Annotated in this window: 21 protein-coding genes; 10 read left to right on the top strand and 11 right to left on the bottom strand. The window is 74.4% G+C overall.

Going from position 1 to position 25,678, the window contains the following annotated elements; genetic code table 11:
• The first annotated feature begins 2 nt into the window (after nt 1–2).
• A complete protein-coding gene (locus tag Nocox_RS40520; RefSeq protein WP_020543275.1) occupies nt 3–611 on the top strand; it encodes a hypothetical protein in 609 nt (202 codons plus the stop codon).
• A 19-nt stretch (nt 612–630) separates the two neighbouring features.
• Here Nocox_RS40520 and Nocox_RS40515 read toward each other — a convergent pair whose 3' ends face one another.
• The 5 genes from Nocox_RS40515 to Nocox_RS43525 form a co-directional block, all read right to left on the bottom strand.
• Nucleotides 631–1,206, bottom strand: coding sequence for a hypothetical protein (locus Nocox_RS40515; RefSeq protein WP_020543274.1), 576 nt, complete (start codon nt 1,204–1,206; stop codon nt 631–633).
• Between the two features lie 33 nt (nt 1,207–1,239).
• Complete coding sequence (locus Nocox_RS40510; RefSeq protein WP_026214354.1) at nt 1,240–2,382, bottom strand: FAD-dependent monooxygenase; 1,143 nt, start codon at nt 2,380–2,382, stop codon at nt 1,240–1,242.
• Between the two features lie 67 nt (nt 2,383–2,449).
• Nucleotides 2,450–5,797 (bottom strand): AfsR/SARP family transcriptional regulator, encoded by a 3,348-nt coding sequence (locus Nocox_RS43860; RefSeq protein WP_026214353.1) that lies wholly within the window; start codon nt 5,795–5,797, stop codon nt 2,450–2,452.
• A 42-nt stretch (nt 5,798–5,839) separates the two neighbouring features.
• Nucleotides 5,840–7,030 (bottom strand): tetratricopeptide repeat protein, encoded by a 1,191-nt coding sequence (locus tag Nocox_RS40500; protein ID WP_169577036.1) that lies wholly within the window; start codon nt 7,028–7,030, stop codon nt 5,840–5,842.
• Nucleotides 7,027–8,667, bottom strand: coding sequence for an ATP-binding protein (locus tag Nocox_RS43525; RefSeq protein WP_246649689.1), 1,641 nt, complete (start codon nt 8,665–8,667; stop codon nt 7,027–7,029). The genes Nocox_RS40500 and Nocox_RS43525 overlap by 4 nt, the downstream gene beginning before the upstream one ends.
• A gap of 171 nt (nt 8,668–8,838) precedes the next feature.
• On the opposite strand from Nocox_RS43525, the gene Nocox_RS40490 reads away from it, so the two are divergent.
• From Nocox_RS40490 to Nocox_RS40480, 3 genes are read left to right on the top strand one after another with little or no spacing between them, the layout of a single operon-like run.
• On the top strand, nt 8,839–10,182 hold the full coding sequence (locus tag Nocox_RS40490) for a M28 family peptidase (protein ID WP_211212663.1): 1,344 nt from the start codon (nt 8,839–8,841) through the stop codon (nt 10,180–10,182).
• Between the two features lie 11 nt (nt 10,183–10,193).
• Nucleotides 10,194–11,087, top strand: a complete 894-nt coding sequence (locus Nocox_RS40485; protein ID WP_211212661.1) for a hypothetical protein — start codon at nt 10,194–10,196, stop codon at nt 11,085–11,087.
• Nucleotides 11,088–11,116: 29 nt separating this feature from the next.
• Nucleotides 11,117–12,805 carry a GAF domain-containing sensor histidine kinase gene (locus Nocox_RS40480; RefSeq protein WP_020543270.1) on the top strand — a complete coding sequence of 563 codons (1,689 nt, stop codon included), beginning with the start codon at nt 11,117–11,119 and terminating at the stop codon, nt 12,803–12,805.
• On the opposite strand, the gene Nocox_RS40475 is transcribed toward Nocox_RS40480, so the two are convergent.
• The 4 genes from Nocox_RS40475 to Nocox_RS40460 all read right to left on the bottom strand — a co-directional run bounded on the left by Nocox_RS40475 (nt 12,783) and on the right by Nocox_RS40460 (nt 16,905).
• Nucleotides 12,783–13,202, bottom strand: a complete 420-nt coding sequence (locus Nocox_RS40475; protein ID WP_026214351.1) for a pyridoxamine 5'-phosphate oxidase family protein — start codon at nt 13,200–13,202, stop codon at nt 12,783–12,785. The genes Nocox_RS40480 and Nocox_RS40475 overlap by 23 nt on opposite strands.
• 126 nt (nt 13,203–13,328) lie before the next feature.
• Entirely contained in the window at nt 13,329–13,970 is a 642-nt protein-coding gene (locus Nocox_RS40470) for a response regulator transcription factor (RefSeq protein WP_033409040.1), read from the bottom strand.
• 84 nt (nt 13,971–14,054) lie between these two features.
• Nucleotides 14,055–15,542, bottom strand: a complete 1,488-nt coding sequence (locus Nocox_RS40465) for a long-chain-fatty-acid--CoA ligase (RefSeq protein WP_020543267.1) — start codon at nt 15,540–15,542, stop codon at nt 14,055–14,057.
• Entirely contained in the window at nt 15,529–16,905 is a 1,377-nt protein-coding gene (locus Nocox_RS40460; RefSeq protein ID WP_020543266.1) for a PucR family transcriptional regulator, read from the bottom strand. Before Nocox_RS40460 ends, Nocox_RS40465 begins: the two co-directional genes overlap by 14 nt.
• Before the next feature lie 178 nt (nt 16,906–17,083).
• Between Nocox_RS40460 and Nocox_RS40455 the strand changes: the two genes are divergently transcribed.
• Genes Nocox_RS40455 through Nocox_RS40435 form a run of 5 tightly spaced genes read left to right on the top strand, consistent with a single transcriptional unit; the run spans nt 17,084 to nt 21,717 of the window.
• Entirely contained in the window at nt 17,084–17,842 is a 759-nt protein-coding gene (locus tag Nocox_RS40455; protein ID WP_020543265.1) for an ABC transporter ATP-binding protein, read from the top strand.
• Nucleotides 17,839–18,555, top strand: a complete 717-nt coding sequence (locus Nocox_RS40450; RefSeq protein WP_020543264.1) for an ABC transporter ATP-binding protein — start codon at nt 17,839–17,841, stop codon at nt 18,553–18,555. The genes Nocox_RS40455 and Nocox_RS40450 overlap by 4 nt, the downstream gene beginning before the upstream one ends.
• 2 nt (nt 18,556–18,557) lie before the next feature.
• A complete protein-coding gene (locus Nocox_RS40445; protein WP_020543263.1) occupies nt 18,558–19,439 on the top strand; it encodes a branched-chain amino acid ABC transporter permease in 882 nt (293 codons plus the stop codon).
• A complete protein-coding gene (locus Nocox_RS40440; protein ID WP_020543262.1) occupies nt 19,436–20,443 on the top strand; it encodes a branched-chain amino acid ABC transporter permease in 1,008 nt (335 codons plus the stop codon). Before Nocox_RS40445 ends, Nocox_RS40440 begins: the two co-directional genes overlap by 4 nt.
• 5 nt (nt 20,444–20,448) lie before the next feature.
• Nucleotides 20,449–21,717 carry an ABC transporter substrate-binding protein gene (locus tag Nocox_RS40435; protein WP_020543261.1) on the top strand — a complete coding sequence of 423 codons (1,269 nt, stop codon included), beginning with the start codon at nt 20,449–20,451 and terminating at the stop codon, nt 21,715–21,717.
• Nucleotides 21,718–21,727: 10 nt separating this feature from the next.
• Here Nocox_RS40435 and Nocox_RS40430 read toward each other — a convergent pair whose 3' ends face one another.
• Both Nocox_RS40430 and Nocox_RS40425 read right to left on the bottom strand, forming a co-directional pair.
• Nucleotides 21,728–22,681: an NAD-dependent epimerase/dehydratase family protein gene (locus tag Nocox_RS40430; protein WP_026214349.1), complete on the bottom strand. Its 954-nt coding sequence runs from the start codon at nt 22,679–22,681 to the stop codon at nt 21,728–21,730.
• Between the two features lie 22 nt (nt 22,682–22,703).
• Nucleotides 22,704–23,903, bottom strand: a complete 1,200-nt coding sequence (locus tag Nocox_RS40425; protein WP_020543259.1) for a cytochrome P450 — start codon at nt 23,901–23,903, stop codon at nt 22,704–22,706.
• Nucleotides 23,904–24,110: 207 nt separating this feature from the next.
• On the opposite strand from Nocox_RS40425, the gene Nocox_RS40420 reads away from it, so the two are divergent.
• Nucleotides 24,111–25,625 (top strand): FAD-dependent monooxygenase, encoded by a 1,515-nt coding sequence (locus Nocox_RS40420; protein ID WP_033409038.1) that lies wholly within the window; start codon nt 24,111–24,113, stop codon nt 25,623–25,625.
• Nucleotides 25,626–25,678 lie beyond the last annotated feature (53 nt).

Here is a 25,678-nt window from a genome sequence, read left to right as displayed (position 1 = left end):
CCGTGCATGACCAGTGGGAGTTCCTGCGCGGCGCGGGCCTCGGCCGCGGCTTCACCGGCATCTGGGTCGAGTCGGGTGACGCCGACGGCGTGGCCGCCCTACTCGGCGCGGACCTCACCTCCAGCCAGGACTGCGACCTCACCACCGCCATGGCGCACTACCGGCCGATGGCCTTCACCGAACGCATCTGGACCGGCGCCCACTCGGGCGGCTGGACCCACGCCCTCACCATCAGCGGCCCACCCCCGGTGACCACCGGCCTGGAGGAAGCGGGCCTGCGCTTCCTCCAGATCCGCACCGTGGACTCCCACGTCCACGACCTTCTCTACAGCGACGGCGTCACCACCGGGTGGGCGACCCAACGCTGGTACGGCGAGGTCGTCGTCGACCCCGGGAGCATGCTTGAGCCCTACCTCCAGGAAGTCGGCCGACCGGAGATGCCGGCGGCCGTCCACTCCAAGTCCTGGGTCTCCGAACCCGAGCACCACGGACGGGTCTGCCTGGAGATCTATCTCTTCCTCGCGGGGCGTATGAGCGGCCGGTTCATCGACCGTGCATGGTCGGACGAGAAGAGGGCTCTCTACACCGTCCCGTTGCCGGCGGGGATGTGACGGCCACAGGTGGGCCGGGTCAAAGCGTGATCCCCGCGACGATCCTGCTGAGCTGGGGGACGAGCGGCTCGGAGGCCATGACGGTGACGGCGACGCCCTCGCGTTCCACCCAGCCGACGTAGCGGCCGTGGCCGAGCGCGCCGTCGCCCTGCTTGGTGAGCACCTTACGGCCGCCGATCTTCGCGGTCCGCGCGTCCCCCGAGAACGTGCCGACCTGGAGCGGGGCCTTCTTCAGCGCGTTCAGCCCGCGCAGGCCGGGCCGGCAGACCACGCGCACCCACAGCGAGCGGTGCTTGCGGTCCACGTCGTCGCGGTCGTCGGACCACTGGTAGCCGTACTCGGTGACGCCGTCGTGGCGGCTCACGGAGACCTGCCCGTACGCGAAGCCGCGCGGCACGACCTTGACGCGGACGCCCTTGATCGCGTTGGACTTCCTGGCCGGCCGGTCGACCTTCGAGCTCATGGCGCGCTTGACCTCCGCCTTGGACGGCGTCGGGCAGGAGGGACGGGTGGCCGCCCCGGCGGCGGGGGCGGCGATCACGGTCGCGGCGAGCACGGCGGCGGACAGGGCCGCGAGGTGCCGGTATCTGTTCATGTCCGGGTTTGATGCCCGGTTGATCACGAAAGTTCAGTACGTCTTGAGCTTGATGTCGGTCGCGAACTTGTCGGTCACTTTCATCATCCAAGCGAGGAGGAAGCGGTACTTGAACATCCAGTTCCGCATCCGGATCCGCGACGGGCTCCCGGGTGCGAGGAAGGGGCCGGCGTTGCCACTCCTGGCGATCCTGGCGTACGGGCGGAAGACGCGCTCGTACGCGCCGAACGCCGCACGGTGGTCGCCGCCCGCCGCCGCCAGCTCGCCCGCCAGCACGTACGCGCCCACGACGGCCAGGCCGGTGCCAAAACCGCCCAGGGTGTTGCCGTACGCCGCGTCGCCCAGCAGCACCACCCGGCCCCTGCTGTACCGGTCGATCCGTACCTGGCTGATCGAGTCCAGGTACACACTGGGCGCGCGCCGCACCGCCGCCAGCACCTCGGGCACCCGCCAGCCCATGCCCGCGTACGCCCGCGCCAGGATGTCCTTCTGCTGCTCGACGTCGTCACGGTCGTAGTCGAGCGGCCCGGAGGCGAAGACGAAGAACGCCGGCGCCTTCGGCCCGCCGACCGCCGCCATCCTGCCCGGCTCGTTGTACATCTGCCCGACCGGGCCGAAGTCCTGGTCGAGGTCCACCAGCGCGTAGTGGTGGCCGAGGAAGCGCACGAAGCCGGACTCCGGGCCGAAGGCGAGCCTGCGGACGTTGGAATGGATGCCGTCCGCGCCCACCACCAGGTCGAACGTGCGGGGCGCGGCCCGCTCGAACGTCACCTGCACGCCGTCCGGGGTCTCGGTCAGCGAGGTGATCGAGTCGCCGAAGACGTACGCGCAGGAGGAGGCGGTGCGCTCGTGGAGGAGACGGGCCAGGTCGCCGCGCTTGATCTCCAGCTCGCCGCCGGTGAACTCGCCGGGCATGACCGCGAGCGTGCGGCCCTCGGCGTCGACGAGAAGCTGGTCGTGGCCGCCCGTCTGCAGGGCGCGCACGTCGTCCAGGATGCCCATCCTGGACAGGACCGTGCGGTGGGTCTCGCCCTTGAAGTCCACCGCCTGGCCGCCGGGGCGCAGGGACGGGGCCTTCTCGACGACGGTGACGGCGCAGCCGTACCTGGCCAGCCAGTGGGCGAGCGCCGGGCCGGCGATGCTCGCGCCGGAGATGAGGATGTTCGCGTTCTTCATGACCGGCAGCCTCGCGAGGTGCGCTGACAACCGGGCGACCACCGGCTGACAGCTCCCCGCCCTCCTGTCAGCCCGGGGGCGGGGCGGTCAGGGCTTCCAGGGCTTCGGCGCGTTCCATGGCGGCGCCCTCGGCGTACGCGGCCGCGAACCCGTCCGGGCCGAGGACGGCGGCGGCGCGGGCGGCGGTGGCGGCCACATCGGGATCGCCCGCGACGGCGATCCCCCGCAGCGCCGCCCCCACCCCGAGCAACCTCGCCGCCCGCACAGCATCCCCACCCGGGTGACCGGGGGTAGCGCCGGGAGTGGGGCCGGAGGTGGCGAGCCGGGCGGGGCCGGGGGTGGTGAGCAGGGCGTGGCCGGCCAGGCCCTCGGCGACGGCGGCGAGGTCGGCGGCCATCGGCGAGCCGAGCGCGGCGGCCAGCGCCTCGCCGTGTCTGCGCGCCGCCTCCGCCACGTCGCCCCGCGCCTCGGCGAGCCGCCCGAGGGCCGTCAGCACCTGCGACCTGATCCCGGACGCGGTGAACGCCCAGGTCCCCTGGACGATCTCCAACGCGGCCCCCAACCGCCCCGCGACCTCCTCGTCCCACCCCACCTCACCCGTGGCGGGGCCCTGTGCCGGTGGGACGTAGGTGTGCTCGACGCGGACGACCTCCGCCAGCCGCAGGTGGACCGTGGCCATCAGGCTGGGCCGGCCGGTACGCCGGGCCAGCTCCGCCGCCCGCTCACAGTCGGCCCGCGCCCCCCGAAGGTCGGCCACCTCCCGCAGGTCGGCCACCTCCCGCAGGTCGGCCACCCTCCGAAGGTCGGCCACCCCCCGAAGGTCGGCCACCCCCCGAAGGTCGGCCACCCTCCGAAGGTCAGCCGCTTCCCGCAGGTCGCCCGCGCGGCAGCGGGCCTCGGCGCGGCGGCAGAGGACGTCCACCAGTTCCTCCGCCGCGCCGAGTTCCTCCAGCAGCCACACCGCGTCCTGCCAGAGGCGCATCGCCCGCGCCCGGTCGCCGCGCCAGCTCCTGATCAGCGCCAGCCAGTCGAGCGCCTGCGCCTTCCCCCAGCGTTCGCCCACCGCGCCGAAGTCGGCCAGCACGCTCTCCAGCTCCCGCTCGGCGGCCCCGATCCTGCCCTTCAGCACCAGGACGAGCGCCTGGCTCAGCCGGCCCAGCGCCCGGCTCCACGGGTCGGCGGAGGGAAGCGGCGCCCGGTGCTCGCCGTCGTCCGGCGGCCCGGCGACCATGCCCCACAGCGCGGGCCCGAGCCGGCAGCGCATCGGCCGCCCGAGGGATCCGGCGGCGGCCCGCGCCCGTTCCCAGTGCGGCGACCCGGCGTCGGGCACGGCGTGCAGCACGGTGAGCACGTACTCCTCGGCCAGTTCGGCCGGCGGATCGGCCCCGAGCGTGTCGAGCAGGCGGGTGGCGGGCGCGATGGCCTGGCCGCGCCGCCCGCTCAGCCACCAGTACATGGCGAGCGCCGCCACCAGCCGCGCCGCCGTCGCGGGGTCGTGCTCCACGCTCCAGCGCAGCGCCGCCCGCAGGTTGGCGTCGTCGGCCGACAGCAGGGCCAGCCAGTCGAGCTGTTCGGCCCGGTAGAGGTGGTCGTCGGCGCGCCGGGCCAGCTCCAGGAACCAGGCGGCGTGGGCGCGGCGCAGCCGTTCCTCCTCGCCCGCCCCGGCCGGCCGCGCCGCGCAGAACAGCCGGATCGTCTCCAGCATGTGGTAGCGCTCGCCGTCGGTCTCCACGAGCGACTTGTCCACCAGGCCGGCCAGCGGTTCCGCGGCGTCCGCGCCGCAGACGGCCTCGACCGCCTCCAGCCGCGCGCCGCCCGCGAACACCGCGAACCGCCGGGCCAGCTCCTGCTCCTCCTCGGCGAGCAGGCTCCAGCTCCACTCGACGACCGCGTGCAGCGTACGGTGGCGGGCGGCCGCGCTGCGGTCGCCGCGCGACAGCAGCGCGAACCGGCCGTGCTTGGCCAGGCGGGCGGCGATCTCGGCGACGCCGAACGTACGCACGCGGGCCGCGGCCAGCTCGATCGCCAGCGGCAGGCCGTCGAGCGCGGCGCAGATCCGGCGTACCGCGTCGAGGTTGTCCGGGCCGAGCGCGAAGCCCTGGCGTACGGCGGCGGCCCGGTCGGCGAAGAGCCGGACGGCGGCCGACGCGGCCAGCGGGGCGAGCGGGACCAGGTGCTCGCCGGTGATGCCCAGCGGCTCCCTGCTGGTGGCGAGCACGGTCAGGCGGGGGCAGGAGGTGAGCAGCCGGCGGGCCAGCGCGGCGGCCCCGGCGACGACGTGCTCGCAGTTGTCCAGGACGAGGGTCAGCTCCCGTTCGGCCAGCGCGGCCACCACGCGCCCGGCGGCGTCGCCCGCCCCTCCGGCCTCCGGGGCCCGCAGCGCGGGCTCGCGCAGCCCGAGCGCCCCGAGCACGGCCGCCGCCACCTGCCCGCCGGTCGCGGGACCCGGGTCCACGAGGGAGAGGTCCACGAAACAGACCTCCCGCCGTACGTCCCGCCCGGTGGTGGCCTCGACGGCGAGGCGGGTCTTGCCGGTGCCGCCGGGGCCGACGATCGTCACCAGCCGGGCCTCCGCCAGGGCGCGGATCCTGGCCAGCTCCTCCTCCCGCCCCACGAAGCTGGTGAACGGCATCGGCGGCCGGCTCCACCCCACCGCCCCCGGACCGAAGGCCGGGCCGAGGGTGGGTCCGGTGCCGCGCAGGATCTCCAGGTGCAGGGCGGCCAGCTCGGGTGACGGGTCCGCGCCGAGCTCGTCGGCGAGCAGCCGCCGCGTCTCGTCGTACACGGCCAGCGCCTCGGCCTGCCGCCCGGCGGCGTGCAGGGCGCGCATGAGCAGCCCGCGCGCCCGTTCGCGCAGCGGGTGGGCGGCCACCAGTTCCCGCAGCGCCGCCACCGGGCCGGCCTCGGGCAGCGCCAGCTCGGCCGCCAGCAGGTCCTCCCGCGCCGACACGCGCAGCTCCTCCAGCCGCCGCGCCTGCGCGGCGGCGAACGGCGCGTCGGGGACGTCGGCGAGCGCCGGGCCCCGCCACAGCTCCAGCGCGTCCCCGAGGACCGCCGCCGCCCGCGCCGACAGCCCGTGGGCGAGCAGCCGCCGCCCCTCGCGGGCGAGGCGTTCGAAGCGGTGGGCGTCGACGTCCTCCCGCTCGACGGCCAGCCGGTAGCCGGCGCCGTGGAACTCGATCAGCCGCCCGGGCAGGACCCGGCGCAGGCGGGAGACCTGGGCCTGGACGGCGTTGGCGGCGCCGGCGGGCGGGTGGTCGCCGTACTGGCCGTCGATGAGGCGTTCGACGCTCACCGTGCGGCCGGCGTCGAGGAGCAGCAGGGCGAGCAGGGCCCGCGGGCGCGGCCCGCCGACGGCGAGCTCCCGGCCGTCGGAGGCGCGGACCGTGAGCGGGCCCAGGATGCCGAACTGCACGTCCCGATTGTCGCCCATGCCCGGACGTCGGAGCCGGTCCGGTCAGCCCGCCGGGGCCGCCGTCGCGCGGCGCACCCAGGAGGCGAGCCAGATCGTGGCGAGGGCCGCGTACACGGTGAGCAGCGCGAGCGCCGGCAGGCCGGCCACCGCCGCGACGACGGCGGCCACCGCCAGGAGGAAGGTCCAGACATACAGGGTCGCGCGGCCGTTCGGCGCGCCCAGGTGCGCCGCCTCCTGCACCGGCGTGACCAGGGCCATGACCGCCGCGCCCGCCACGCCCAGCGCCTCCGCGCCCAGGGCGACGCCGAGCCCGAGCGCCGCGGCGCCGGCGGCGAGCAGCGAGCAGCAGACGCCCGCGACCCTGGCCTCAGCCCCCTCGAACAGCAGCCGGGTGGCCCGCGCGCGAGCCAGCCGCAGCACCGTCACCGTCTCGAAGACCCACGCCACCCAGTGCATCAGGGCGATGAGCACGAACACCGCGATCAGCGGCGGGACCGCCGGCAGCAGCAACAGCAGCCGCCACCCGCCCCGGTACCGCCGCCGCAGCTCCGACAGCTTGCGCTGCAGCGGGTTGCGCTGCTTGAGCGCCTCGACCAGCAGGTCCCTGGCCGCGCCGAAGCCCGGATCGAGGAGCAGCACCTCGCGGAAGTGCCCGGCCGCGGCCTTCGGATCGCCGAAGGCGAGCGCCGCCCGGCCCGCCGCCAGGTGAGCGATGGTGCTCTCCGGGTCGAGCCGGAGCGCGTGCGCCGCCGTCATGCGGGCCGGCTCGGCCTCGCCGAGCATGGTGTGCGCCACCGACAGCAGCGCCGCCAGGTCCACGTCCTCCGGATCGACGGCGAGGCCGGCGCGGGCCGCCTCCGCCATCTGCCGCCACCGGCCCGCCGCCGAGTGGGCGCGGGCCAGCAGCTCCCACACCGCCGCCTGCTCCGGGGCGTGCGCGAGCGCCGTCTCGGCGGCCCGCACCGCTTCGCCGGCCCGGCCCGAGCGGTAGTGGACCTGGCCGGCGACGTAGTGCGGGAACCAGTGGCCGGGAGCCAGCCGGACGGCCTCGCGCGCCTCCTCGGCGGCCTCCGCCGCCTTGCCCTGGCCGATGAGGGCGAGGGCCAGCAGGCAGTGGGCGGTCTCCTGCTCGGGCTCGGCGGTCAGGACGCCGCGCAGCTCCCGCTCGGCGTCGGCGGGACGGCTCAGCCTCAGCAGCGTCCGCGCCCGCTCCAGGGACTCGCCCGTCCTCACCACTTGCCCTTGACCCAGGGCAGCAGGTCGTCCCAGGCGCCGGACTCGTTCGCGTGCAGGACGTAGTTGCGGGCCGTCGCCATCCACTCCCGTACGGCGGTGGGGCGGGCGGCCTTCGCCGCGGCCAGCAGGTCCATGGTGGTCAACGGGACCGGGTGGCCGGCCCGCATCGACTCGTGCAGCTTGACCTCGACCGCCCGGTCCACCACGCCCTTCAGGTCCGCGCCCACCATGTGCTCCGTGGCCCGCGCGACCGCGTCGAAGTCCAGCTCCGCCACCGGCTTGTCCCGGCAGAGGATGCGCAGGATGGCGGCGCGGGCGCCCGCGTCCGGCGGCGGCACGAACACGAGCTGGTCGAAGCGGCCGGGGCGGCGGAAGGCCACGTCGATGTACCAGGGGGCGTTCGTGGCGGCCAGGACGAGCACGCCCTCGTTGGCGTCCTGGTCCACGCCGTCCAGCTCGGCGAGGAACTGGTTCACGATCTGGCGGTTGTGGGTGTTGCGGGCGTCGGAGCGGCGGGCGGCGAGGGCGTCCACCTCGTCGAAGAACAGCACGCACGGGCGGTGGCGCCGGGCCAGGTCGAACGTGGCGCGCAGGTTGCGCTCGCTGGAGCCGATGTACATGTCGAGGATGTCGGCCAGGCCGACGCTGATGAACGCCGCCCCCAGCTCGCCGGCCGCCGCCCTGGCCAGATGGGTCTTGCCCGCGCCCGGGGGGCCGTACAGCAGGACGCCGCCGCCGGCGCGCTTGCCGTAGGCGGCGAAGAGCTCGGGCTGCTGGAGGGGGAGGAGGAGCTTGACGCGCAGGGACTCCTTGACGGCGTCCATGCCTGCGACGTCGGCGAACGTCGTCCGCGCCCGCTCCACCTCCGCCGGCCCGTCCCCCGGCCCCCCGCCGGTCATCGGCCCGCCGCCCGTCATCGGACCGCCGCCGGGCCGCGCCCCCGCTCCGGGGTGCGCCCACCGCCCTCCTTCCGGCCCCGACGGCCCTGCAGGAGAGGAGGGAGCGACCGGTCCTGCAGGGGAGGAGGCGGAGGGTCCTGCGGAGGAGGGAGCTGGCGGCCCTGCAGGGGAGGGGGCGGAGGAGGGAGCCGGTGGTCCTGCGGGAGAGGAGGCCGGCGGGGCCGGGGAGGAGGGAGTCGGTGGTCCTGCGGGAGAGGAGGCGGGTGGGGCCGGGGAGGAGGGAGAGTGCGGCCCCGACGGGGAGGGGGCGGGCGGGGCGGGGGGGGGGGAGGCGGGGAGGGTGAGGGCGGTGGCGACGTCCGGGTCGGCGACCGACGGGTCGCGGGTGACGGCGTCGTAGTAGCGGTAGGCGGCGCGGCCGAAGTCGCCCTCGCCGAGCAGCGCGCGGGCCGCGACGACGCCCAGGCGCGGCGGGTAGCCGGGCGCCGCGAGGAACGGCTCCAGCGCCGCCAGCGCCTCGCCGTACGCGCTCCGCCGCACGAACGTCTCCGCCAGCCCCGCCATCACGTCCGGGTCCTGGGGGGCGAGCATGAGCGCGGCCCGGAGTTCCGCCTCGGCCTCGGCGAGGTGCCCTTTGGCCAGCAGTTGCTCGCCGAGGTGCCGCCGGAGCGGGAGATTGCCCGGAGACAGGCGAGCCGCCTCCCGGAGCGCCTGGAGGCCGGCGTCTTCGAGCACGGTCCCGGTCCCTTCTGTCAGAGAAACATCACTTCTGTACGGGACTACGCAGGCTATCGAAGTGATCGGGAGCGGCGTGCCCGCTTCCCGCGAGGCTGCGGAAAACCACAGGTCGATCCGGGCATCCGCATCATTCCGGCAGGCAGGGCCGGGTCCGTAGCGTTCCCGTACATGATCGGAAAGTTGATCGACGTCCCGCGCCGCGCCGCGGCGGGCCTCGGCGCGGCGCTGGTGCTGGCGTGCGCCGTCCTGCTGACGGCGATGACGGACAGCACCATGCAGCCCGTGCCCGCCTCCGCCCCGCCCGCCGAGTTCAGCGCCGAGCGGGCGCTCACCCACCTGGAGCGCTTCGCCACCGAGCCGCGCCCCATCGGCGGCGCCGCGGCAGAGCGGGCCAGGAACTACCTGGTCGGCCAGTTGCGCGCGGCCGGGCTGGACGTCGAGGTGCAGCGGGCCGTGGGCGCGAACGCCTCCACCGGTCTCGCCTCGTTCGGGCTGGTGCACAACATCGTCGCCACCCGGCGCGGCGCCGACCCGACGGGCACGGTCCTGATCGCCGCGCACTACGACTCGGCGGCGATGGGCCCCGGGGTCTCCGACGACGCCGCCGCCGTGGCGTCCATGCTGGAGACCGTACGGGCGCTCGGCGACGCGCCGCTCCGCAACGACCTCGTGCTGCTCATGACCGACGGCGAGGAGGACGGCGTGCTCGGCGCGGGGGCGTTCGTCAGGGAGCACCCGCTGGGCCGGGCCGGGGGCGTGCTGCTGAACTGGGAGGCGAGGGGCGTCTCCGGGCCGTCGCTGATGTTCGAGACCTCGCGGGACAGCGCCGGGCTGGTGGAGACGTACGCCGCCGCCGCGCCGCGCCCGCGCGGCGACTCGACGATGGCGGCGCTGTACCGGCTGCTGCCCAACAACACCGACTTCACCCCGCTCACGGCGGCCGGCTTCGAGGGGCTGAACTTCGCCTACATCGAGCGCTCCTCGCACTACCACACGGCCGGCGACTCCCTCGCGAACCTGGACCGGGGCAGCCTGCAGCACCACGGCTCGACCATGCTGGCGCTGGCCCGCGCGCTCGGCGGGGCCGACCTGCCCGCGCTGCGCGGCGACCACGACGCCACCTACTTCCGTCTCTTCGGCGCGATGATCACGTATTCGGACGCGCTGGTGTGGCCGCTCGCCGGGCTCGCCGCCGCGGCGGTCGTGGGGCTCGCGGCCGTGGCCAGGCGCAGGCGGCTGCTCAGCGTGCCGCGGCTGGTCGTGGCGGCGGTGTCGGGGCCGGCGCCGCTGGTGGTGTCCGTGCTGCTGGCGCAGGGGCTGTGGGAGCTGCTGGTGGCCTGGCGGCCCGCGTACGACGGGATGGGCGGGCTGCTGCACCGGCCGGACGCCTTCCGCGCGGCCGTGGTGGCGCAGACCGCGCTCGCGGTGCTGGCCTGCTGCTGCTGCTGCTGCGGCGGCGGCTCGGTCCGGCCGCGCTGGCGGTCGGCGGGCTCGTCTGGCCGGCGGCGCTGACGCTCGGCGCGGTGCCGGCCGCGATGCTGCTGTCCGGGCTGGCCAGGACCGTCTTCGACGGGATGGGGCTGGCGCTCGGCGGCGCGGCCGCGCTGGTGGCGGCGCTGCTCGGACTCCTGCTCCTCCCTCTCGCCGAACTGCCCCTGCGGGACCCGCGCCCCGAGCCGGGCCGGGAGCCGGGCCTGCCCGGGCAGGGCCGGTCCCGGGCGCGTCGGTCCGAGAGGGGTGCGCCGGTCCGGGGGCTGCGGCTGGTGCCGGTGGTCCTGCTCGTGCCCGTGCTGGTCGCCGTCGGCCTCGCCGACGACCGCTTCGACGCGCGCAACCCCGGCCGCACCCACCTCGCGTACGTCATGGACGCCGGCGCCCGCACCGCGAACTGGGTCAGCGCCGACCCGGAGCCGCCCGCCTGGACCAGGAGGTACGTCACCGCCCGCGACACCACGGCGCTGCCCCCCGGCTACGCCCGCGGCGCCACGCTCTGGACCGGCCCCGCCCCGGCCCTCGACCGGGCCGCCGAGCCCCGCCTGACCGTGCTGCGCCGCGACGGCGGGACGATCGTGCTGCGCGTGAACGCGGGCCGGGCCGCCCGCTCGCTCACGCTCAGGATCGAGCGCCCGCTGACCGAGGCGACGGCGGTCACCGCCGGGGCGGCCCCCGTGACCGTCCGCGTGGCCGGCGTGCGGGCGAACACCTGGCCGGGCGAGGTCCGCTTCCGCGGCCTGCCGGACGGGGGAGCCCGCCTCACCCTGCGCGTCCAGGGCGCGGGCGAGGTGCGGATCACCGCGATCGCCGAGGCCGACGGCCTGGCCGCGGTGCCGGGTTTCGTCCCCAGGCCGCCGGAGCTCGTGGCGGCCACCCGCGAGGACGGCGACCTGATCGCGATCACCCGTACCTACCATTTCTGACCAGACATCGGGAGTGCGACACTGAACCCATGGTGGATGACGAGCATCGCCCCCTGATGCCGAACATGCGGCTGGACGAGCTGCTGTCCGAACTTCAAGTACGCCTCAACGCCGTGCTGGCCACCCGCGACCGCGTGCACGCCCTGCTGGAGGCGGTCGTGTCGGTGGGCAGCGACCTCGACCTCGAGACCGTGCTGCGTACCATCGTGGAGACCGCGACCAAGCTGGTGGACGCCAGCTACGGCGCGCTCGGGGTGGTCGGGCAGGAACAGACTCTCGTGCAGTTCATCCCGGTGGGGCTGAGCGACGAGGAGATCGCGGCCATCGAGCACTGGCCCCACGGGCTGGGCCTGCTCGGTCTGCTGATCAAGGACGCCCGGCCGCTGCGGCTGGGCCGGATCTCCGACCATCCCGAGTCCTACGGCTTCCCGCCCGGTCACCCCCCGATGGGCACCTTCCTCGGCGTGCCCGTCCGGGTCAGGGACGAGGTGTTCGGCAACCTCTACCTGACGGAGAAGCGCGGCGGCGGCGAGTTCGACGAGGAGGACGAGGCCATCGTGATCGCGCTGGCCACGGCCGCCGGCGTCGCCGTCGAGAACGCCCGCCTCTACGAGGAGTCGCGCCGCCGCGAGGCGTGGCTGGAGGCGTCCACCGAGGTGACCACCCGGCTGCTGTCCGGCGGCGGCACCCGCGAGGTGCTGACCATGGTGGCGGCACGGGCCCGGCAGATGACCGACGCCGACCTGGTCAGGATCCTGCTGCCCGATCCGGCGGGCGAGCGGCTGCTGGTCGAGTTCGCGGAGGGCGCGGACGAGGGCGAGCTGACGGAGATGTCGTACGCCCTCGACGCGACGGCGGCCGGCGAGGTCTTCCGCCAGGGGCGGCCGCTCCACTCGCCCGAGCCGCTCGACGCCGGCTCCCGGCTGCGCGACCTCGGCTACGGCCCCGAGCTGCTGCTGCCGCTCGGCGCGGGCAGCTCGGTGCGCGGCGTGCTGGCCCTCGCCAAGTGCGTCGGCCGCATGCCGTTCAGCGCGGGCGACGTGCGCGCGCTGGAGGCGTTCGGCGGGCAGGCGGCGATCGCGCTGGAGCTGGCCGACACCCGCCGCGACGCCGAGCGGCTGAGCCTGCTGGAGGACCGCGACCGCATCGCGAAGGACCTGCACGACGTGGTCATCCAGCGGCTGTTCGCCACGGCCATGACGCTGATGAGCACGGTCCGGCTGGTCGAGCACCCGGAGGCGTCCGGCCGCCTCCAGCACGCGATCGACGAGCTGGACGAGACCATCCGGCAGATCCGCTCGACCATCTTCGCCCTCCAGAACGTCAGGGAGACCGCGGCCCCGAGCCTGCGCGCCCAGATCGTGGAGCTGGTCGAGGGCGCGCGGGGCCATCTCGGCTTCATGCCGGGGCTGCGCATGGAGGGTCAGCTCGACGCCCGGATCTCCGACGACCTCGCCGAGCAGTTGCTCGCCGTCCTGCGCGAGACGCTGTCGAACGTGGTCCGCCACGCCAAGGCGACCAGGGCCGACGTGGCGGTGGAGGTGACGGGCGGCCTGCTGGCGCTGTCGGTGCGCGACAACGGCGTGGGCCTGCCGTCCGGCGGCCGGCGCAGCGGCCTGCGCAACCTGGAGGAGCGCGCCACGCGACTCGGGGGCTCGTTCACGGCGGAGCCGGGGGAGCAGGGCGGGACCGTGGTCAGGTGGAGTGTTCCCCTGTGATCCGGCGTCCGGTCACCTGCTCCAGGCTGACCCGGATGAAGTGGTCGAGGCCGCCCGGCACCCACGGGTCGAGCGGCAGCTCGGCCAGCCGGGCCGTCTCGGCGGGGTCGGTGACCGCGGTGGCGTGCCCGACGACGCTCACCGACCAGCCGGTACGCCGCACGGGATCGTAGTCGTCCACCTCGAACGCGACCACCGCCCGCCGGGTGGCCGCCGCGAGCTTGGAGCCGACGCCGGTGCGGATGACGATGGCGTCGCCGTCGAGGCAGAACGCGACCGGCTGCACCGCGGGCAGCGCCCGGTCGGTGAAGACGATCCGCCCGATGGGCGTCGAGGCGAGCAGGCGCAGGCACTCCTCGTCGGTGAGCACCTGGAGTCCGGACGAATCGAGTCGCATGCCTGCCAGCATCGCCGCCGGAACGGGCGGACGCTAAGGGACGAAAGTCCCTTTATGTCCGCCGTTCCGCCGGTGCTGGGGTGAGGGTGGGGGGCCGGGCCGTCGCCGGAATCCCGGCCGGCCCTGCTACGGGCGGCGTTCGCTGCGCAGGCGGGCCGCCAGGGCGGCGGCCTGGGTGCGGCGCTGCATGTTGAGCTTGGACAGCAGGTTGGAGACGTAGTTCTTGACCGTCTTCTCGGCCAGGAACAGCCGCTCGCCGATCTGCCGGTTGGTCAGGCCCTCGCCGATGAGGTCGAGGATGTGCCGCTCCTGCTCCGACAGCGCCGCGAGCGGATCCTTCCTGGCCGCCTGCTCGCGCAGCCGCTGCAGCATGGCCGCCGTGGTCTGCGGGTCGAGCAGCGACTGCCCGGAGGCGACCGTGCGCACCGCGCCGACCAGGTCGGAGCCGTGGATCTGCTTGAGCACGTAGCCGGAGGCGCCCGCCATCACGGCGTCGAACAGCGCGTCGTCGTCGGCGAACGACGTCAGCATCAGGCACGCGAGCCCCGGCACCCGGGAGCGGACCTCGCGGCACACGTCGACGCCGTTGCCGTCGGGCAGCCGCACGTCGAGCACCGCGACGTCCGGCTTGAGCGCGGGGATGCGCGCGATCGCGGACTCGGCGGTGCCGGCCTCGCCGATGACCTCGATGTCGTCCTCGGAGTCGAGCAGGGCCGCCACGCCCCGGCGCACGACTTCATGATCGTCGACAAGGAACACGTGAATCATGCCTACACGCTAGCCGCCGACCGGCCCTGACAGGTAGTGACCTAGGTCCCAGATCGGGGGATTCGCCGGGATCGGCAGCCGGCGTTACCGCCGCAGGGGCGCCGTGAGCTGGCAGAGCTCCCGCCTGAGTATCTTCCCGGTGGGGCTCGTCGGCAGCTCGGCCACGAACGTGATGCGCCGCGGATACTTGTACGCGGCCACCCGCTCCCGTACGAACGCGCGCAGCTCCTCGCCGCTCACCGGCGCCCGCACCGCGACCACGGCGGCGACCTCCTCGCCCAGCTCCGGGTGCGGCACGCCGAGCACGGCCGCCTGCCGCACCGCCGGATGCTCGTACAGCACCTCCTCGACCTCGCGCGGGTAGACGGTGTAGCCGCCCCGGATGATGACGTCGCGGCGGCGGTCCACCAGGAAGAAGAAGCCGTCGTCGTCCACCCGCCCGAGGTCGCCGGTGTGGAACCAGCCGTCGCGCAGCGCCTCGGCGGTGGCCGCCGGGTCGTTCCAGTAGCCCTTCATGACGTTGGGGCCGCGTACCACGATCTCGCCGATCTCGCCGCGGGGCAGCTCGCGGCCGTCCTCGCCGACCACCCTCATCTCCACGCCCCTGATCGGGCGGCCGATCGAGCCGGGGCGGCGGCCTGGCCCGCCCCGGTTCGCGGCGGCGACGGGCGAGGTCTCGCTCAGCCCGTAGCCCTCGACGATGCGGCAGCCGGCGCGGGTCTCGTACGCGCGCAGCACGTCGAGCGGCAGCGCCGCCCCGCCCGAGGTGCACACCCGCAGCATCGACAGGTCGGACACACCGGGATGGTCGAGCAGCGCGATGAACATGGTCGGCACGCCCTGGAACACCGTCACCCCGTCGCGCCTGATCACCTCCAGCGCCCGTCCCGCCTCGAAGCGCGGCAGCAGCGTCAGCCGCGCGCCCGCGTGCACGGTGGCGTTGAGCGAGCAGGTCTGGCCGTAGGTGTGGTAGAGCGGCAGCGCGCCGAGCACCACGTCGTCCACGCCGAGCGCGTGCATGCGGGCCACGGCCTCGGCGTTGCCGGCCAGGTTGGCGTGGGTGAGCTCGACGCCCTTGGGCCGGCCGGTGGTGCCGGAGGTGTAGTGGAGCACGGCGGTGTCGTCGGCGTGCGTGCGGGCGGGCACCCGCTCGGGAGACACGGCCCGCAGCAGCCGCGGCAGCTCGCCGGGCACCACGAAGAAGCAGTCGGCCGCGGTGCCCGCCGTCCCCGCCTCGGCGGTCTCGGCGAAGGCGTGCCAGGCGAGCAGCAGCCGCGCCCCGCAGTCGCCGAGGTAGGCGGCGATCTCGCGGCGCTTCAGCAGCGGGTCCAGCGGGACCACGACGGCCCCGGCCCGCAGCACCCCGTAGTAGACGACGCCGAACTCCGGCACGTTCGGCAGCATGACGGCGACCCGGTCGCCGCGGCCGATCCCGCGGCGGAGCAGCAGCCCGGCCAGGCGGGCGCTCAGCTCGTCCAGCGCGCCGTAGGTCAGCGCCGCCCCGTCCAGCGTGAGAACCGCTCTGCCGCCGAGCCGCCCGGCGGCGTGGTGGAGCCGGTCAGCGAGGTTCATGGGACGACCGTACGTCGGCGCGCCGCCGCCCCTCATCGGTCACGGTGGCCAGTCTTTCCCGGCCGTCATTGGTGGGAACCGCGTCCTGCAACGCGATCGCGACGAGCAGCTCGACGAGGTCCTCGATCGAGCGCAGGCTGCGCCCGGTCCGCTGCTGGATGCGGCGCATGCGGTACTGCGCGGTGTTGGGGTGGATCTGGAGGCGTTCGGCGGCGGTGCGCAGGTTGAGGTCGGCGGCGGCGAACGCCCGGATCGTCGCGGTCAGCACGCCGCCCCGCGCCCGGTCCTCCTCCAGCAGCGCCGTGACGCGCGGGTCCACCAGATGGCGGGCGGTGTCGTCGGCCCGCAGCGCCAGGTACTGGAACGGGGTGATCCTGGGCAGCGCCGCGACCCCGCCGTCCTCGGGCACGAAGTCCAGCACCGCCCGCGCCTCCTGGTACGCCTGCGGGATCTGCGCCGGCCCGGCCATCGGCGTGCTGACGCCCATGGCGAGCCGGATGCCCTCGCCGGCCAGGCTCCCGACCACGGCCTGGAGCCGGTCGCACAGCTCCCCGGCCTCCGCGCCCGGCCCGAGCACGGGCACCGCCACGATCTCCGACTGGCGTACGACCGACAGCGTGCGGGCGCCGTTGCCGCCGGTCCTCGCCAGGGCGGCGCAGGCCGCGTGCCGGGCCTCGGCGTCCCTGTCGAGCCCGGCGCCCTCCGGGGCGGGGGCCTCGACCAGCATCGCCACCACGACCAGCAGCGGCGTGCGCGCGTCCGGCGCGAGGCCGTGCGCCTGGGCGGCGGCCAGCTCCCTGCCGCGCGTGGGCGTGCCGCCGGCCAGCAGCGTCTCCAGCAGGCCGCGGCTCTCGCGGACGGAGTCGGCGGCGGCGTACTGCTGGAACTCCATGTAGGCGTACGCGGCCTGCGCGCTCGCGAAGTCGCAGTAGCGCATCTGCGCGACCGCCAGCGACAGCGCCGCCTCCCGCCCGGCGGGCGTCGGGCCGGCCCGTTCGACCAGCGACTCCCAGAAGACCCGCTGCCCGATCCGGTAGGCGTTGACGTAGTCGGCGAGCGGCACCCCCGCGCGGGCGCGGCGCATCGCGGCCCGCCGGACGAAGGCGATGTCGGCCGCCGTCACGGGCCGCTCCTCCAGCAGCACCGCGAGCTTGGCGCGGTAGTGCCGGACGATCTGGTCGCGTACGTCGGCGTGGAAGCCGCCGCCCTGCGCCGCGTACGTGGGCACCTCGGCCCGGATCGCCGCCGCCCCGGCGTCGGCCAGGTCCTGAACGTCGTCCAGCAGCTCGGTGAGGATCCGGGCGCGCTGCGCGCGGACGGCCTCGGTGCCAGTGAGCGTGTCGGTGCGGAAACGACCGGACATGCCGGGATGATCCATGCCCGTGGCCGGGCGGTCAACGGGTCGTGACCGGGATGAGACCGTCGCTGTGCTCCGCGGACAACATGCCGGGGACATCTTGGGTCACCGTGCCCAATGCGGCCCCTGATGAGCGGATCCTACGCTGAGCCCAGCGTCAGAACAATGTTCTCCAGGAGGCCGGATGCTGGAGGTGCGCGATCTCACCGTCCGCTTCGGCGGCATCACCGCGCTGCACGGCGTGAGCTTCGCGGTGGCGCGCGGCGAGATGGTGGGGCTCATCGGGCCCAACGGCGCCGGCAAGACCACCCTGTTCAACTGCCTGACCCGCCGCCACGCGGCCGAGTCGGGCGCCATCGCCTACGAGGGGACGGACCTGCGGGCGGTGGCCCCGCACGCGATCGCGCGGCTCGGCATCGCGCGGACCTTCCAGAACCTCGGCCTGTTCCCGCGCATGTCCGTCCGCGACAACGTGCTGACCGGCGCCCACCACCGGGGCCGCGCCGGGTTCCTGACGGCCGGGCTCCGGCTGCCCGGCGTGCGGCGCGAGGAGCGCGAGCTGCGCGCCGACGCCGACGCCGTCCTGGAACGGCTCGACCTGACCGGGGTCGCCGGCCATCCGGCGAGCGGGCTGCCGTTCGGCACGCTCAAGAGGGTCGAGCTGGCCCGCGCGCTGGTCGCCCGCCCCCGCCTGCTGCTCCTCGACGAGCCGGTCAACGGGCTGAACGCGGCCGAGGTGGCCGAGTTCGCCGGCACCCTCCGCGCGCTCAAGGACGCCTACGACCTCACCGTGGTCGTGGTCGAGCACCACATGGGCTTCGTCATGAGCGTCTGCCGCCGCATCGTCTGCCTGGACTTCGGCCGCAAGATCGCCGAGGGGACGCCGGCCGAGGTGCAGCGCGATCCCGGCGTCATCGAGGCGTACCTGGGGACGGCCGTATGAGCTTCCTGGTGGTGGAGGGCCTGGTCGCCGGCTACGGCGAGGCCCGCGTGCTGCACGGCGTGGACCTCAGCGTGGCCGAGGGCGAGATCTGCGCGATCCTCGGCCCCAACGGCGCGGGCAAGACGACGCTGCTGCGCGCCCTGTCCGGCATGGTCCGGGCGCGGGGCGTGATCAGGCTCGGCGGGACCGCGCTGACCGGCCGCCCGCCCGACGCGGTGGCCCGGCTGGGCGTCGCGCACGTGCCCGAGGGGCGCGGCACGTTCATGCCGCTGACGGTCGAGGAGAACCTGCGGCTCGGCGCGTTCGTCCGGCGCCGCGGCCGCGAGGTGGAGGACGACCTCGACCGCGTCTGCACCTACTTCCCGCCGCTGCGCGACCGGCTCGGTCAGGTCGCGGGCAGCCTCAGCGGCGGCGAGCAGCAGATGCTCGCCCTCGGCCGGGCCCTCATGCTGCGGCCCAGGGTGCTCCTGCTCGACGAGCCGTCGCTGGGCCTCGCGCCGCTGGTCACCCGGGAGCTGTTCCGCATCGTCCAGGCCATCAACCAAGAGGAGCGGACCACCGTGGTCGTCGTGGAGCAGAACGCCCACCTCGCGCTCGGCGTCGCCCGGCAGGCGCACGTCCTGGAGACCGGGCGCATCGTGCTGTCCGGCACGGCCGAGCGGATCAGGGCGGACGAGCAGGTCGCGCAGTCCTACCTCGGATACCGGGTGTAGCCGTGGCCGGGTTCCTGCAGCAGGTCGTGGAAGGGCTCGGGGCGGGCGCCATCTACGCCGGCCTGGCGCTCGCCCTGGTGCTGATCTACCAGTTCACCGGGATCGTCAACTTCGCCCAGGGCGAGCTGGCCATGTTCTCCACCTACGTCGCCTGGCAGTGCGTGGCGGCGGGGCTGCCGTTCTGGGCGGCGCTCGCGCTCACGCTGGCGGTGTCGTTCGCGGGCGGGATGCTCATCGAGCGGATCGTGATCAGGCCGGTCGAGGGCGCGCCCGAGCTGACCCTGGTGATCGTCACCGTCGGGCTGTTCATCTTCGTCAACGCCGCCGCCGGCTGGATCTGGACGTTCCTCATCAAGGACTTCCCGAACCCGTTCCCGCGCGGCGCGCTGGAGGTCGGCGGGGTGAGCGTCGGCTTCTCGACGCTCGGCGTGCTCGGCGTGGTGGCGCTGGTCATGGGCCTGCTGTACCTGCTCTTCCAGCACACCAGGATCGGGCTCGGCATGCGGGCCGTGGCCGCGAACCCCGACTCGGCCCGGCTGGTCGGCATCCGCGTGGGCCGCACGCTCGCGATCGGCTGGGGACTCGCCGCCACCGTCGGCGCGGTGTCCGGCGTGCTGGTCGCGCCGCTGCTGTTCCTGGAGCCCAACATGATGGGCGGCGTCCTCATCTACGCCTTCGCGGCGGCCACGCTCGGCGGGTTCGACAGCCCGGCCGGCGCGGTCGTCGGCGGCGTGATCGTCGGCGTGGCGGAGACGCTGGCCGGCGCGTACGTGCCCGCCATCGGCTCCGACCTCAAGATCGGCGTGCCCCTGGCGATCATCCTCGGCGTGCTCCTGGTACGGCCACGCGGGCTGTTCGGCCGAGCGGTGGTGGAACGCGCATGACCCAGGTCGAGGACGCCGGCGTGGACACGCGCCCCGCGCGCCGCCGCCTCCGGTGGACGCCCGCCGGGCGGCGCCGGGCGGCGACGGCGGCGCTGCTGGCCGCCGCGCTCTACGCGCCGTTCCAGCTCGTCCCCTTCCACGTCTTCCAGCTCACGATGGTCCTGGTGTACGCGGTCGCGCTGCTCGGGCTGAACCTGCTCGTCGGCCACGCCGGGCAGATCTCGCTCGGGCACGGGGCGTTCTTCGCCGTGGGCGCGTACACGGCGGCGGTCCTGGCGCACGGGCCCGGCCTGCCGTACCCGCTGACGCTGCCGGCCGCGGCGGCCGTGGCGTTCCTGCTGGGGCTGGCGTTCGGGGTCCCCGCGGTCCGGCTGCGCGGGCTCTACCTGGCGCTCGTCACGCTGGCGATCGCGATCTTCCTGGTGCCGCTGCTGAAGCGGTTCGAGCACGTCACCGGCGGCTCGATGGGGCTGACGCTGCCCAAGCCGAGCCCGCCCGCCTGGAGCGGCCTCGCCGAGGACCAGTGGCTGTACTTCCTCGCCCTCGCGGTCGCCGTGGCCTCGTTCGCGCTGGTCGGCAGCCTGCTGCGGTCGCGGGTGGGGCGGGCGCTGCACGCGCTGCGCGACGACGAGGGCGCGGCCGAGGTCATGGGGGTGCGGCTGTCGGCGTACAAGACGCTGGCCTTCGCGTGGAGCGCGATGTTCGCCGGCGTGGCCGGCTGCGTCTACACGTGGGTGATCGGGTTCGTCTCGCCGGACTCGTTCACCCTCAACCTGTCGATCACCCTGCTCGCCGGCCTGGTCGTCGGCGGGCTCGGCTCGACCGCCGGGCCGGTGCTCGGCGCGCTGTTCGTGATGTTCGTCCCGAGCGTCGCGCAGGACCTCAACGAGGCCGCGCCCGGCGTCATCCTCGGCCTGCTGATCATCGCCGTGATGTACGTGGCCCCTACGGGCCTCGCCGGGCTGGCCGGCCGCCTGATCAGGAAGATCCCCCGGAAGGAGTAAGAGGGATGCGTGTATCTGCGATCGGCTGCACGGCGCTGCTCCTGGTCGCCGTCGGCGCCTGCGGGGGCCGCGAGAGCGGCGGCGACTCCGGGACGGCCGCGTCCGGCCAGTGCCAGGGCCAGCAGACGACCGGCATCACCGACAAGAGCATCAAGCTGGGCGGCATCTACCCGCTGTCCGGCCCGGCCTCCGCCTACGGGGACATCCCCAAGGGCATCAAGGCGTACTTCGACTACGTCAACGCCGAGAAGGGCGGGATCGGCGGGCGCACGGTGGAGTTCATCGTGCGCGACGACGGCTACCAGCCGCCGAAGGCCGTCGAGGAGGCCCGCAGGCTGGTGGAGCAGGACCAGGTCTTCGCCCTGTTCCAGACGCTCGGCACCCCCTCGACCACCGCCACCTGGGACTACGCCAACCAGCGCAAGGTGCCGCAGGTCTTCGTCGCGACCGGCGCGTCCAAGTGGGGCACCGACGGCGCGCACCCGTGGACCATCGGCTGGCAGCCGAACTACGTCTCCGAGGCCCGCGTCTACGCGCAGTACCTGAAGGCGGAGCAGCCGTCGGCCAAGATCGCCGTGCTCTTCCAGAACGACGACTTCGGCAAGGACCTCCTCAACGGCTTCAAGCGGGCCATCGAGGGCACCCAGCTCACGATCGTCGCCGAGCAGAGCTACGAGGTCACCGACCCGAGCATCGACCCCCAGATGCGCAACCTGGCCGGCTCGAAGGCCGACGTCTTCCTCAACATCACCACGCCGAAGTTCGGCTCACAGGCGCTGGCCGCCGACGTCAGGAACACCGGCTGGAACCCGCTGCACATCCTCAACAACGTCGCCGCGTCGATCACCGTGCTGAAGCCGGTCGGCTTCGACAACGTGCAGGGCGTCGTGTCCAGCTCGTACTACAAGGACCCGAACGACCCGACCTGGGCGACCGATGCCGAGATGACGCTCTACAAGCAGAAGGTCAAGCAGTACGCGCCCGGGGCCGACCCGAACATCCCGTACCTGACCTTCGGCTGGGCCGTCGCCAACAGCTTCCACAAGGCGATGGACGCGGCCAAGTGCCCCACCAGGGAAGGGCTGCGGGACTCGGTGCGCGACCTGCGCAACGTGCCGATCGACATGCTGCTGCCCGGCGTGACGCTCAGCACCGGGCAGGGTGACGCCTTCCCGATCGAGTCGATGCAGCTCATGACGTTCAAGGGGCAGCGGTGGGAGCTGTTCGGGAAGGTCATCGACACGCGGAAGGTGTTCGGGCCGCTGACCGGCTGACCGGACGCGCTCAGGCGGCGATCGTCCCGGCGCGGACCAGCCAGCCGACGGCCTCCTCGATCGCCTCCAGCGCCTCGTGGCGGGGCCGGTGGCCGAGCAGCCGCGCCGCCTTCGCCATGCCGCAGTGCGGGCTGTACATGATGTGGTCGTAGGTGACCGCCGCGTCCTCCTCGGACACCGTGGCCCGCCACCGCTCCCACGGGAGGTACGTCAGCCGCGCCTCCTGCCCGAACCACCCGGCCACCGCCTCGGCGTAGCCGCGCAGTGTGAGCGCGCCCTCCGCCACCGAGTGGAAGCTCTCGCCGACCGACGCGGACGGCGTGGCCAGCGCGTCCATGAACAGCCTGGCCACGTCGTCGGCGTGCACGTGCTGCACGGTCTCCATGCCGAAGTTCGGCAGCGCCAGCTCCTCCCCGTCGGCCAGGGCCTGGAAGACGGCCGGGTTGACGTTGCCCGCCGGGTTGACCGGCACCCATCCGGGACCGGTGATGTGCCCGGGATGGACGATCGTCGCGGGGAACCCGTCGCGGTGCGCCCGGTCCAGCAGGTACGCCTCGATCGCGGCCTTCTGCCTGCCGTACTCGCCGAGCGGCCGTTTCGGCCGGTCCTCGGTCGTCGGCACCCGCGCGCTGGGGCCGTGTGTCCAGATGGTCCCGCAGTGCAGGAAGTGCCGGACCCGCCCGGTCAGCGCCTCGGCCAGGTGGCGGGCGCTCGCCTCCTGGAAGCAGATGAGGTCGATGACGGCGTCGCCCTCCAGGTCGGCGATCCGCCGCCCGAAGGTGCCCGCCGCGTCCTCCGCGTCCCGGTCGGCGGTGACGGCGGTGACCCGCCGCCAGGCCCCGTGCGGGGTGTAGGGCTCCCGCTTGCCCCTGCTCACCGCCACGACGTCGTGGCCCGCGTCCACCAGCCGGGGGACGAGATAAGTGCCGATGTGCCCGCTCGCGCCGATCACCACTACACGCATGAGTGCAGCGTAACCAACGGCGCTACCAGGCGACCGGCAGCGAGGACAGCCCGTACACGACGCTGAACGAGCGGAACTGCGGCTCGGCGCCGTCGGCCACCCGGAGCCCCGGGAAGCGCTGGAACAGCGCGGGGAAGGCCATCTTCAGCTCCATCCTGGCGAGCGGCGCACCCAGGCAGTGGTGGATGCCGTGCCCGAACGCGAGGTGGCCGGGAGCGCCGCGCGTCAGGTCGAACCGGTCGGCGTCCGGCACCGCCCCGGAGTCGCGGTTGGCCGTGGGCAGGGAGCAGATCACCAGGTCGCCGGGCGCGATGACGGCGTCGCCGAGCCGGGTCTCGGCGGTGGCGACCTTGGTGGTGCCCGAGTGCACGATGCTGAGCCAGCGCAGCAGCTCCTCCACCGCCGCCTCGATCCGCTCGGGCTCCTTGCGCAGCAGGTCGAGCTGTTCCGGGTGGCGGAGCAGCGCCAGCGTGCCGAGCGAGAGCATGTTGGAGGTCGTCTCGTGCCCGGCGAACAGCAGCAGGCTGCCGATGCCGATCAGCTCGTCCTTGGTGAGGTCGTCGCCGTGCTCGCGGACCAGCATGCCGAGCAGGTCCTCGCCGGGGTCGGCCTGGATGCGGCCGACCAGGTCCTCCATGTACGCCCGCCCCTGGAACTGCAGCGCCACCCGCTCCTCGGCGGGCACCGTGACGTCGAGCATCCGGCTGGTGCGCTCCTGGAACCCGGCGCGGTCCTCGTACGGGACGCCGAGCAGCTCGCAGATCACGAGCGACGGGATCGGCAGCGCGAACGACGGCACCAGGTCCGCGGGCGGCCCGGCGGCCTCCATGGCGTCCAGGTGCTCGTCGATGATGGCCTTGACCCTGGGCTCCATGCGCCGCATGCGCCGCAGCGTGAACTCGGGGGTCAGCATGCGCCGCAGCCGGGTGTGCTCGGGCGGGTCCTGGCCGAGCAGGTTGCCCGCGTTGATCTTGGCGAGCTGTTCGGGGGTCATCTCGGGGGCTCCGGGCAGCCGCGCGATGGTCTGCCGGGCGATCGGGAACCGCTCGGCGTCGCCCAGGACCTCGCGGACGTAGGCGTACCGGCTCACCAGCCAGGCGTCGGCCCCGAACGCGGTCTTGACCCGGGTGACGCCCGACTCCTCGCGCGCCGCTGCGAGGTCCGGCGCGGGGTCGAACTGCGCGCGCCGCATGTGCAGCGGCATCACCGAGGACTCGGACATGGGAACCCCTGAATGATCGTCGTTGGTGTGGCGTAAACCGTAACAACGCGGGAGAGGCGCCTCTAGTGTGATCTTCAATCAGTTATGGGTTCGTACCGCGCTTGATCACCTTTCCGCGATCCTGGGCCCCTCGCGGGCGCCTTGACGGCGGAGACGGGACGCCAGGAGCATGCCCGTAACTGCCGCGGACGATTGGGGACGACAGTGATGAACAAGGCGGGTGTGCCGGACGAGGTGCCCGTACTGGTCGCCGGAGGCGGGCCCGTCGGCCTGGCGACCGCCGTGGAGCTGGCGCACCACGGGGTGCGGAGCCTGGTGGTGGAGCCGCGCGAGACGGTGTCGTGGCTGCGCCCCCGCGCCAAGACGACCTCCGCCCGCACGATGGAGCTGCTGCGCCGCTGGGGCCTCGCCGAGACGTTGCGCGCCCGCGCCCCGCTCGCGGTGTCCTGGTCGGACCAGGCGGTGTTCGTCAACAGCCTGCTCGGCCGCGAGATCGCCAGGATCGGCGGCTGCTTCGGCCTCGACCTGGCCGGCTCCGACCTCGCCGCAGAGCCGGGGCAGCAGGCGCCCCAGCCGCTGGTCGAGGAGATCCTGCGGGAGGCGGCCGGGGACGCGCTGCTCACCGGCTGGCAGGTGGCCGGGCTGACGGAGGACGGCGACGGCGTCACCGTGCGGATCGTGTCGGGCGAGGGCGAGGAGCGCGAGGTCCGGGCCGCGTACGTGGTCGGCTGCGACGGACCGCGCAGCGTCACCAGGGCCGCCATCGGCGCCCGCTACGAGGGCCGCCAGGACGCCCGCCCCAACTTCAACATCGTCTTCCGCGCCCCCGGCCTCGCCGAGCGCGTCCCGCACGGCCCCGCCGTCCACTACTGGGTGCTGAACCCCGCCCAGCCCGGCCTGACCGGCCGCCTCGACCTGAAGGACACCTGGTGGTGCATCGCCCAGGGCGTACGGGCCGAGGACGCCGACCCGGTGCGGCTCGTCCGCAACCTGGCCGGCGACGACGACCTGGAGGTCGAGATCCTGGCGACCGACCCGTGGACCGCCCGCATGCTGCTGGCCGACCGCTACGCGAGCGCCCGCGTGTTCCTGGCCGGCGACGCCGCCCACCAGAACCCGCCCTACGGCGGCCACGGCTTCAACACCGGCATCGGCGACGCGGTCAACATCGGCTGGAAGCTCGCCGCCGTGCTGAACGGCTGGGCGCCGGCCGCGTTGCTGGGCACGTACGAGGCCGAGCGCCGCCCGATCGCCGCCGACACCATCGAGGCCGCCGCCGCGAACATGGCCACCCTCGCCCCCGAGCTGGCCGACCCGGCGCTGATGGGCGACGAGGCCGAGTTCGAGAAGGTGCGCCCGGCGGTGGCCGAGGCCGTGCTCCGCACCAAGCACAGCGAGTTCCACAGCCTCGACCTGGTGCTCGGCTACGTCTACACGGGCTCGCCGATCGTCGCCGACGGCGCCGGCGAACGCCTCCCGCACCGCTGGCTCGCCCCCGGGGTCTCCCTCTACGACCGTCTCGGCCGCGGCTTCGCCGTCCTCGGCGACCCGGACGCGCCCGGCGTCAAGATCCTGGAGGCGGAGGCCCGCGACCTCGGCGTCCCCCTGGAACTCGTGCCGCTCCCCGGCGAACCCCTGACCCTGGTCCGCCCCGACCAGCACGTGGCCTGGCGCGGCGAGAACCCGGAAGGCGCCCTCCGCCACGCGCTGGCCATGAGCTGACCGCCCCGCGCCATCACCCGGCCGCTACATCCGGCCCAACCCCTCCGTAATGG

It is taken from the genome of Nonomuraea coxensis DSM 45129, from assembly GCF_019397265.1.
Taxonomy (GTDB): Bacteria; Actinomycetota; Actinomycetes; order Streptosporangiales; family Streptosporangiaceae; genus Nonomuraea; species Nonomuraea coxensis.
This window is presented reverse-complemented; position numbering and strand designations above follow the sequence as displayed.

Excerpts from the sequence above, each read along its gene's own strand:
- Nocox_RS40515 (WP_020543274.1), bottom strand. The coding sequence starts at position 1,206 with ATGAACAGATACCGGCACCTCGCGGCCCTGTCCGCCGCCGTGCTCGCC.
- Nocox_RS40510 (WP_026214354.1), bottom strand. The coding sequence starts at position 2,382 with ATGAAGAACGCGAACATCCTCATCTCCGGCGCGAGCATCGCCGGCCCG.
- Nocox_RS40490 (WP_211212663.1), top strand. The coding sequence starts at position 8,839 with ATGATCGGAAAGTTGATCGACGTCCCGCGCCGCGCCGCGGCGGGCCTC.
- Nocox_RS40480 (WP_020543270.1), top strand. The coding sequence starts at position 11,117 with ATGGTGGATGACGAGCATCGCCCCCTGATGCCGAACATGCGGCTGGAC.
- Nocox_RS40475 (WP_026214351.1), bottom strand. The coding sequence starts at position 13,202 with ATGCGACTCGATTCGTCCGGACTCCAGGTGCTCACCGACGAGGAGTGC.
- Nocox_RS40470 (WP_033409040.1), bottom strand. The coding sequence starts at position 13,970 with ATGATTCACGTGTTCCTTGTCGACGATCATGAAGTCGTGCGCCGGGGC.
- Nocox_RS40465 (WP_020543267.1), bottom strand. The coding sequence starts at position 15,542 with ATGAACCTCGCTGACCGGCTCCACCACGCCGCCGGGCGGCTCGGCGGC.
- Nocox_RS40460 (WP_020543266.1), bottom strand. The coding sequence starts at position 16,905 with ATGTCCGGTCGTTTCCGCACCGACACGCTCACTGGCACCGAGGCCGTC.
- Nocox_RS40455 (WP_020543265.1), top strand. The coding sequence starts at position 17,084 with ATGCTGGAGGTGCGCGATCTCACCGTCCGCTTCGGCGGCATCACCGCG.
- Nocox_RS40450 (WP_020543264.1), top strand. The coding sequence starts at position 17,839 with ATGAGCTTCCTGGTGGTGGAGGGCCTGGTCGCCGGCTACGGCGAGGCC.
- Nocox_RS40440 (WP_020543262.1), top strand. The coding sequence starts at position 19,436 with ATGACCCAGGTCGAGGACGCCGGCGTGGACACGCGCCCCGCGCGCCGC.
- Nocox_RS40435 (WP_020543261.1), top strand. The coding sequence starts at position 20,449 with ATGCGTGTATCTGCGATCGGCTGCACGGCGCTGCTCCTGGTCGCCGTC.
- Nocox_RS40430 (WP_026214349.1), bottom strand. The coding sequence starts at position 22,681 with ATGCGTGTAGTGGTGATCGGCGCGAGCGGGCACATCGGCACTTATCTC.
- Nocox_RS40425 (WP_020543259.1), bottom strand. The coding sequence starts at position 23,903 with ATGTCCGAGTCCTCGGTGATGCCGCTGCACATGCGGCGCGCGCAGTTC.
- Nocox_RS40420 (WP_033409038.1), top strand. The coding sequence starts at position 24,111 with ATGAACAAGGCGGGTGTGCCGGACGAGGTGCCCGTACTGGTCGCCGGA.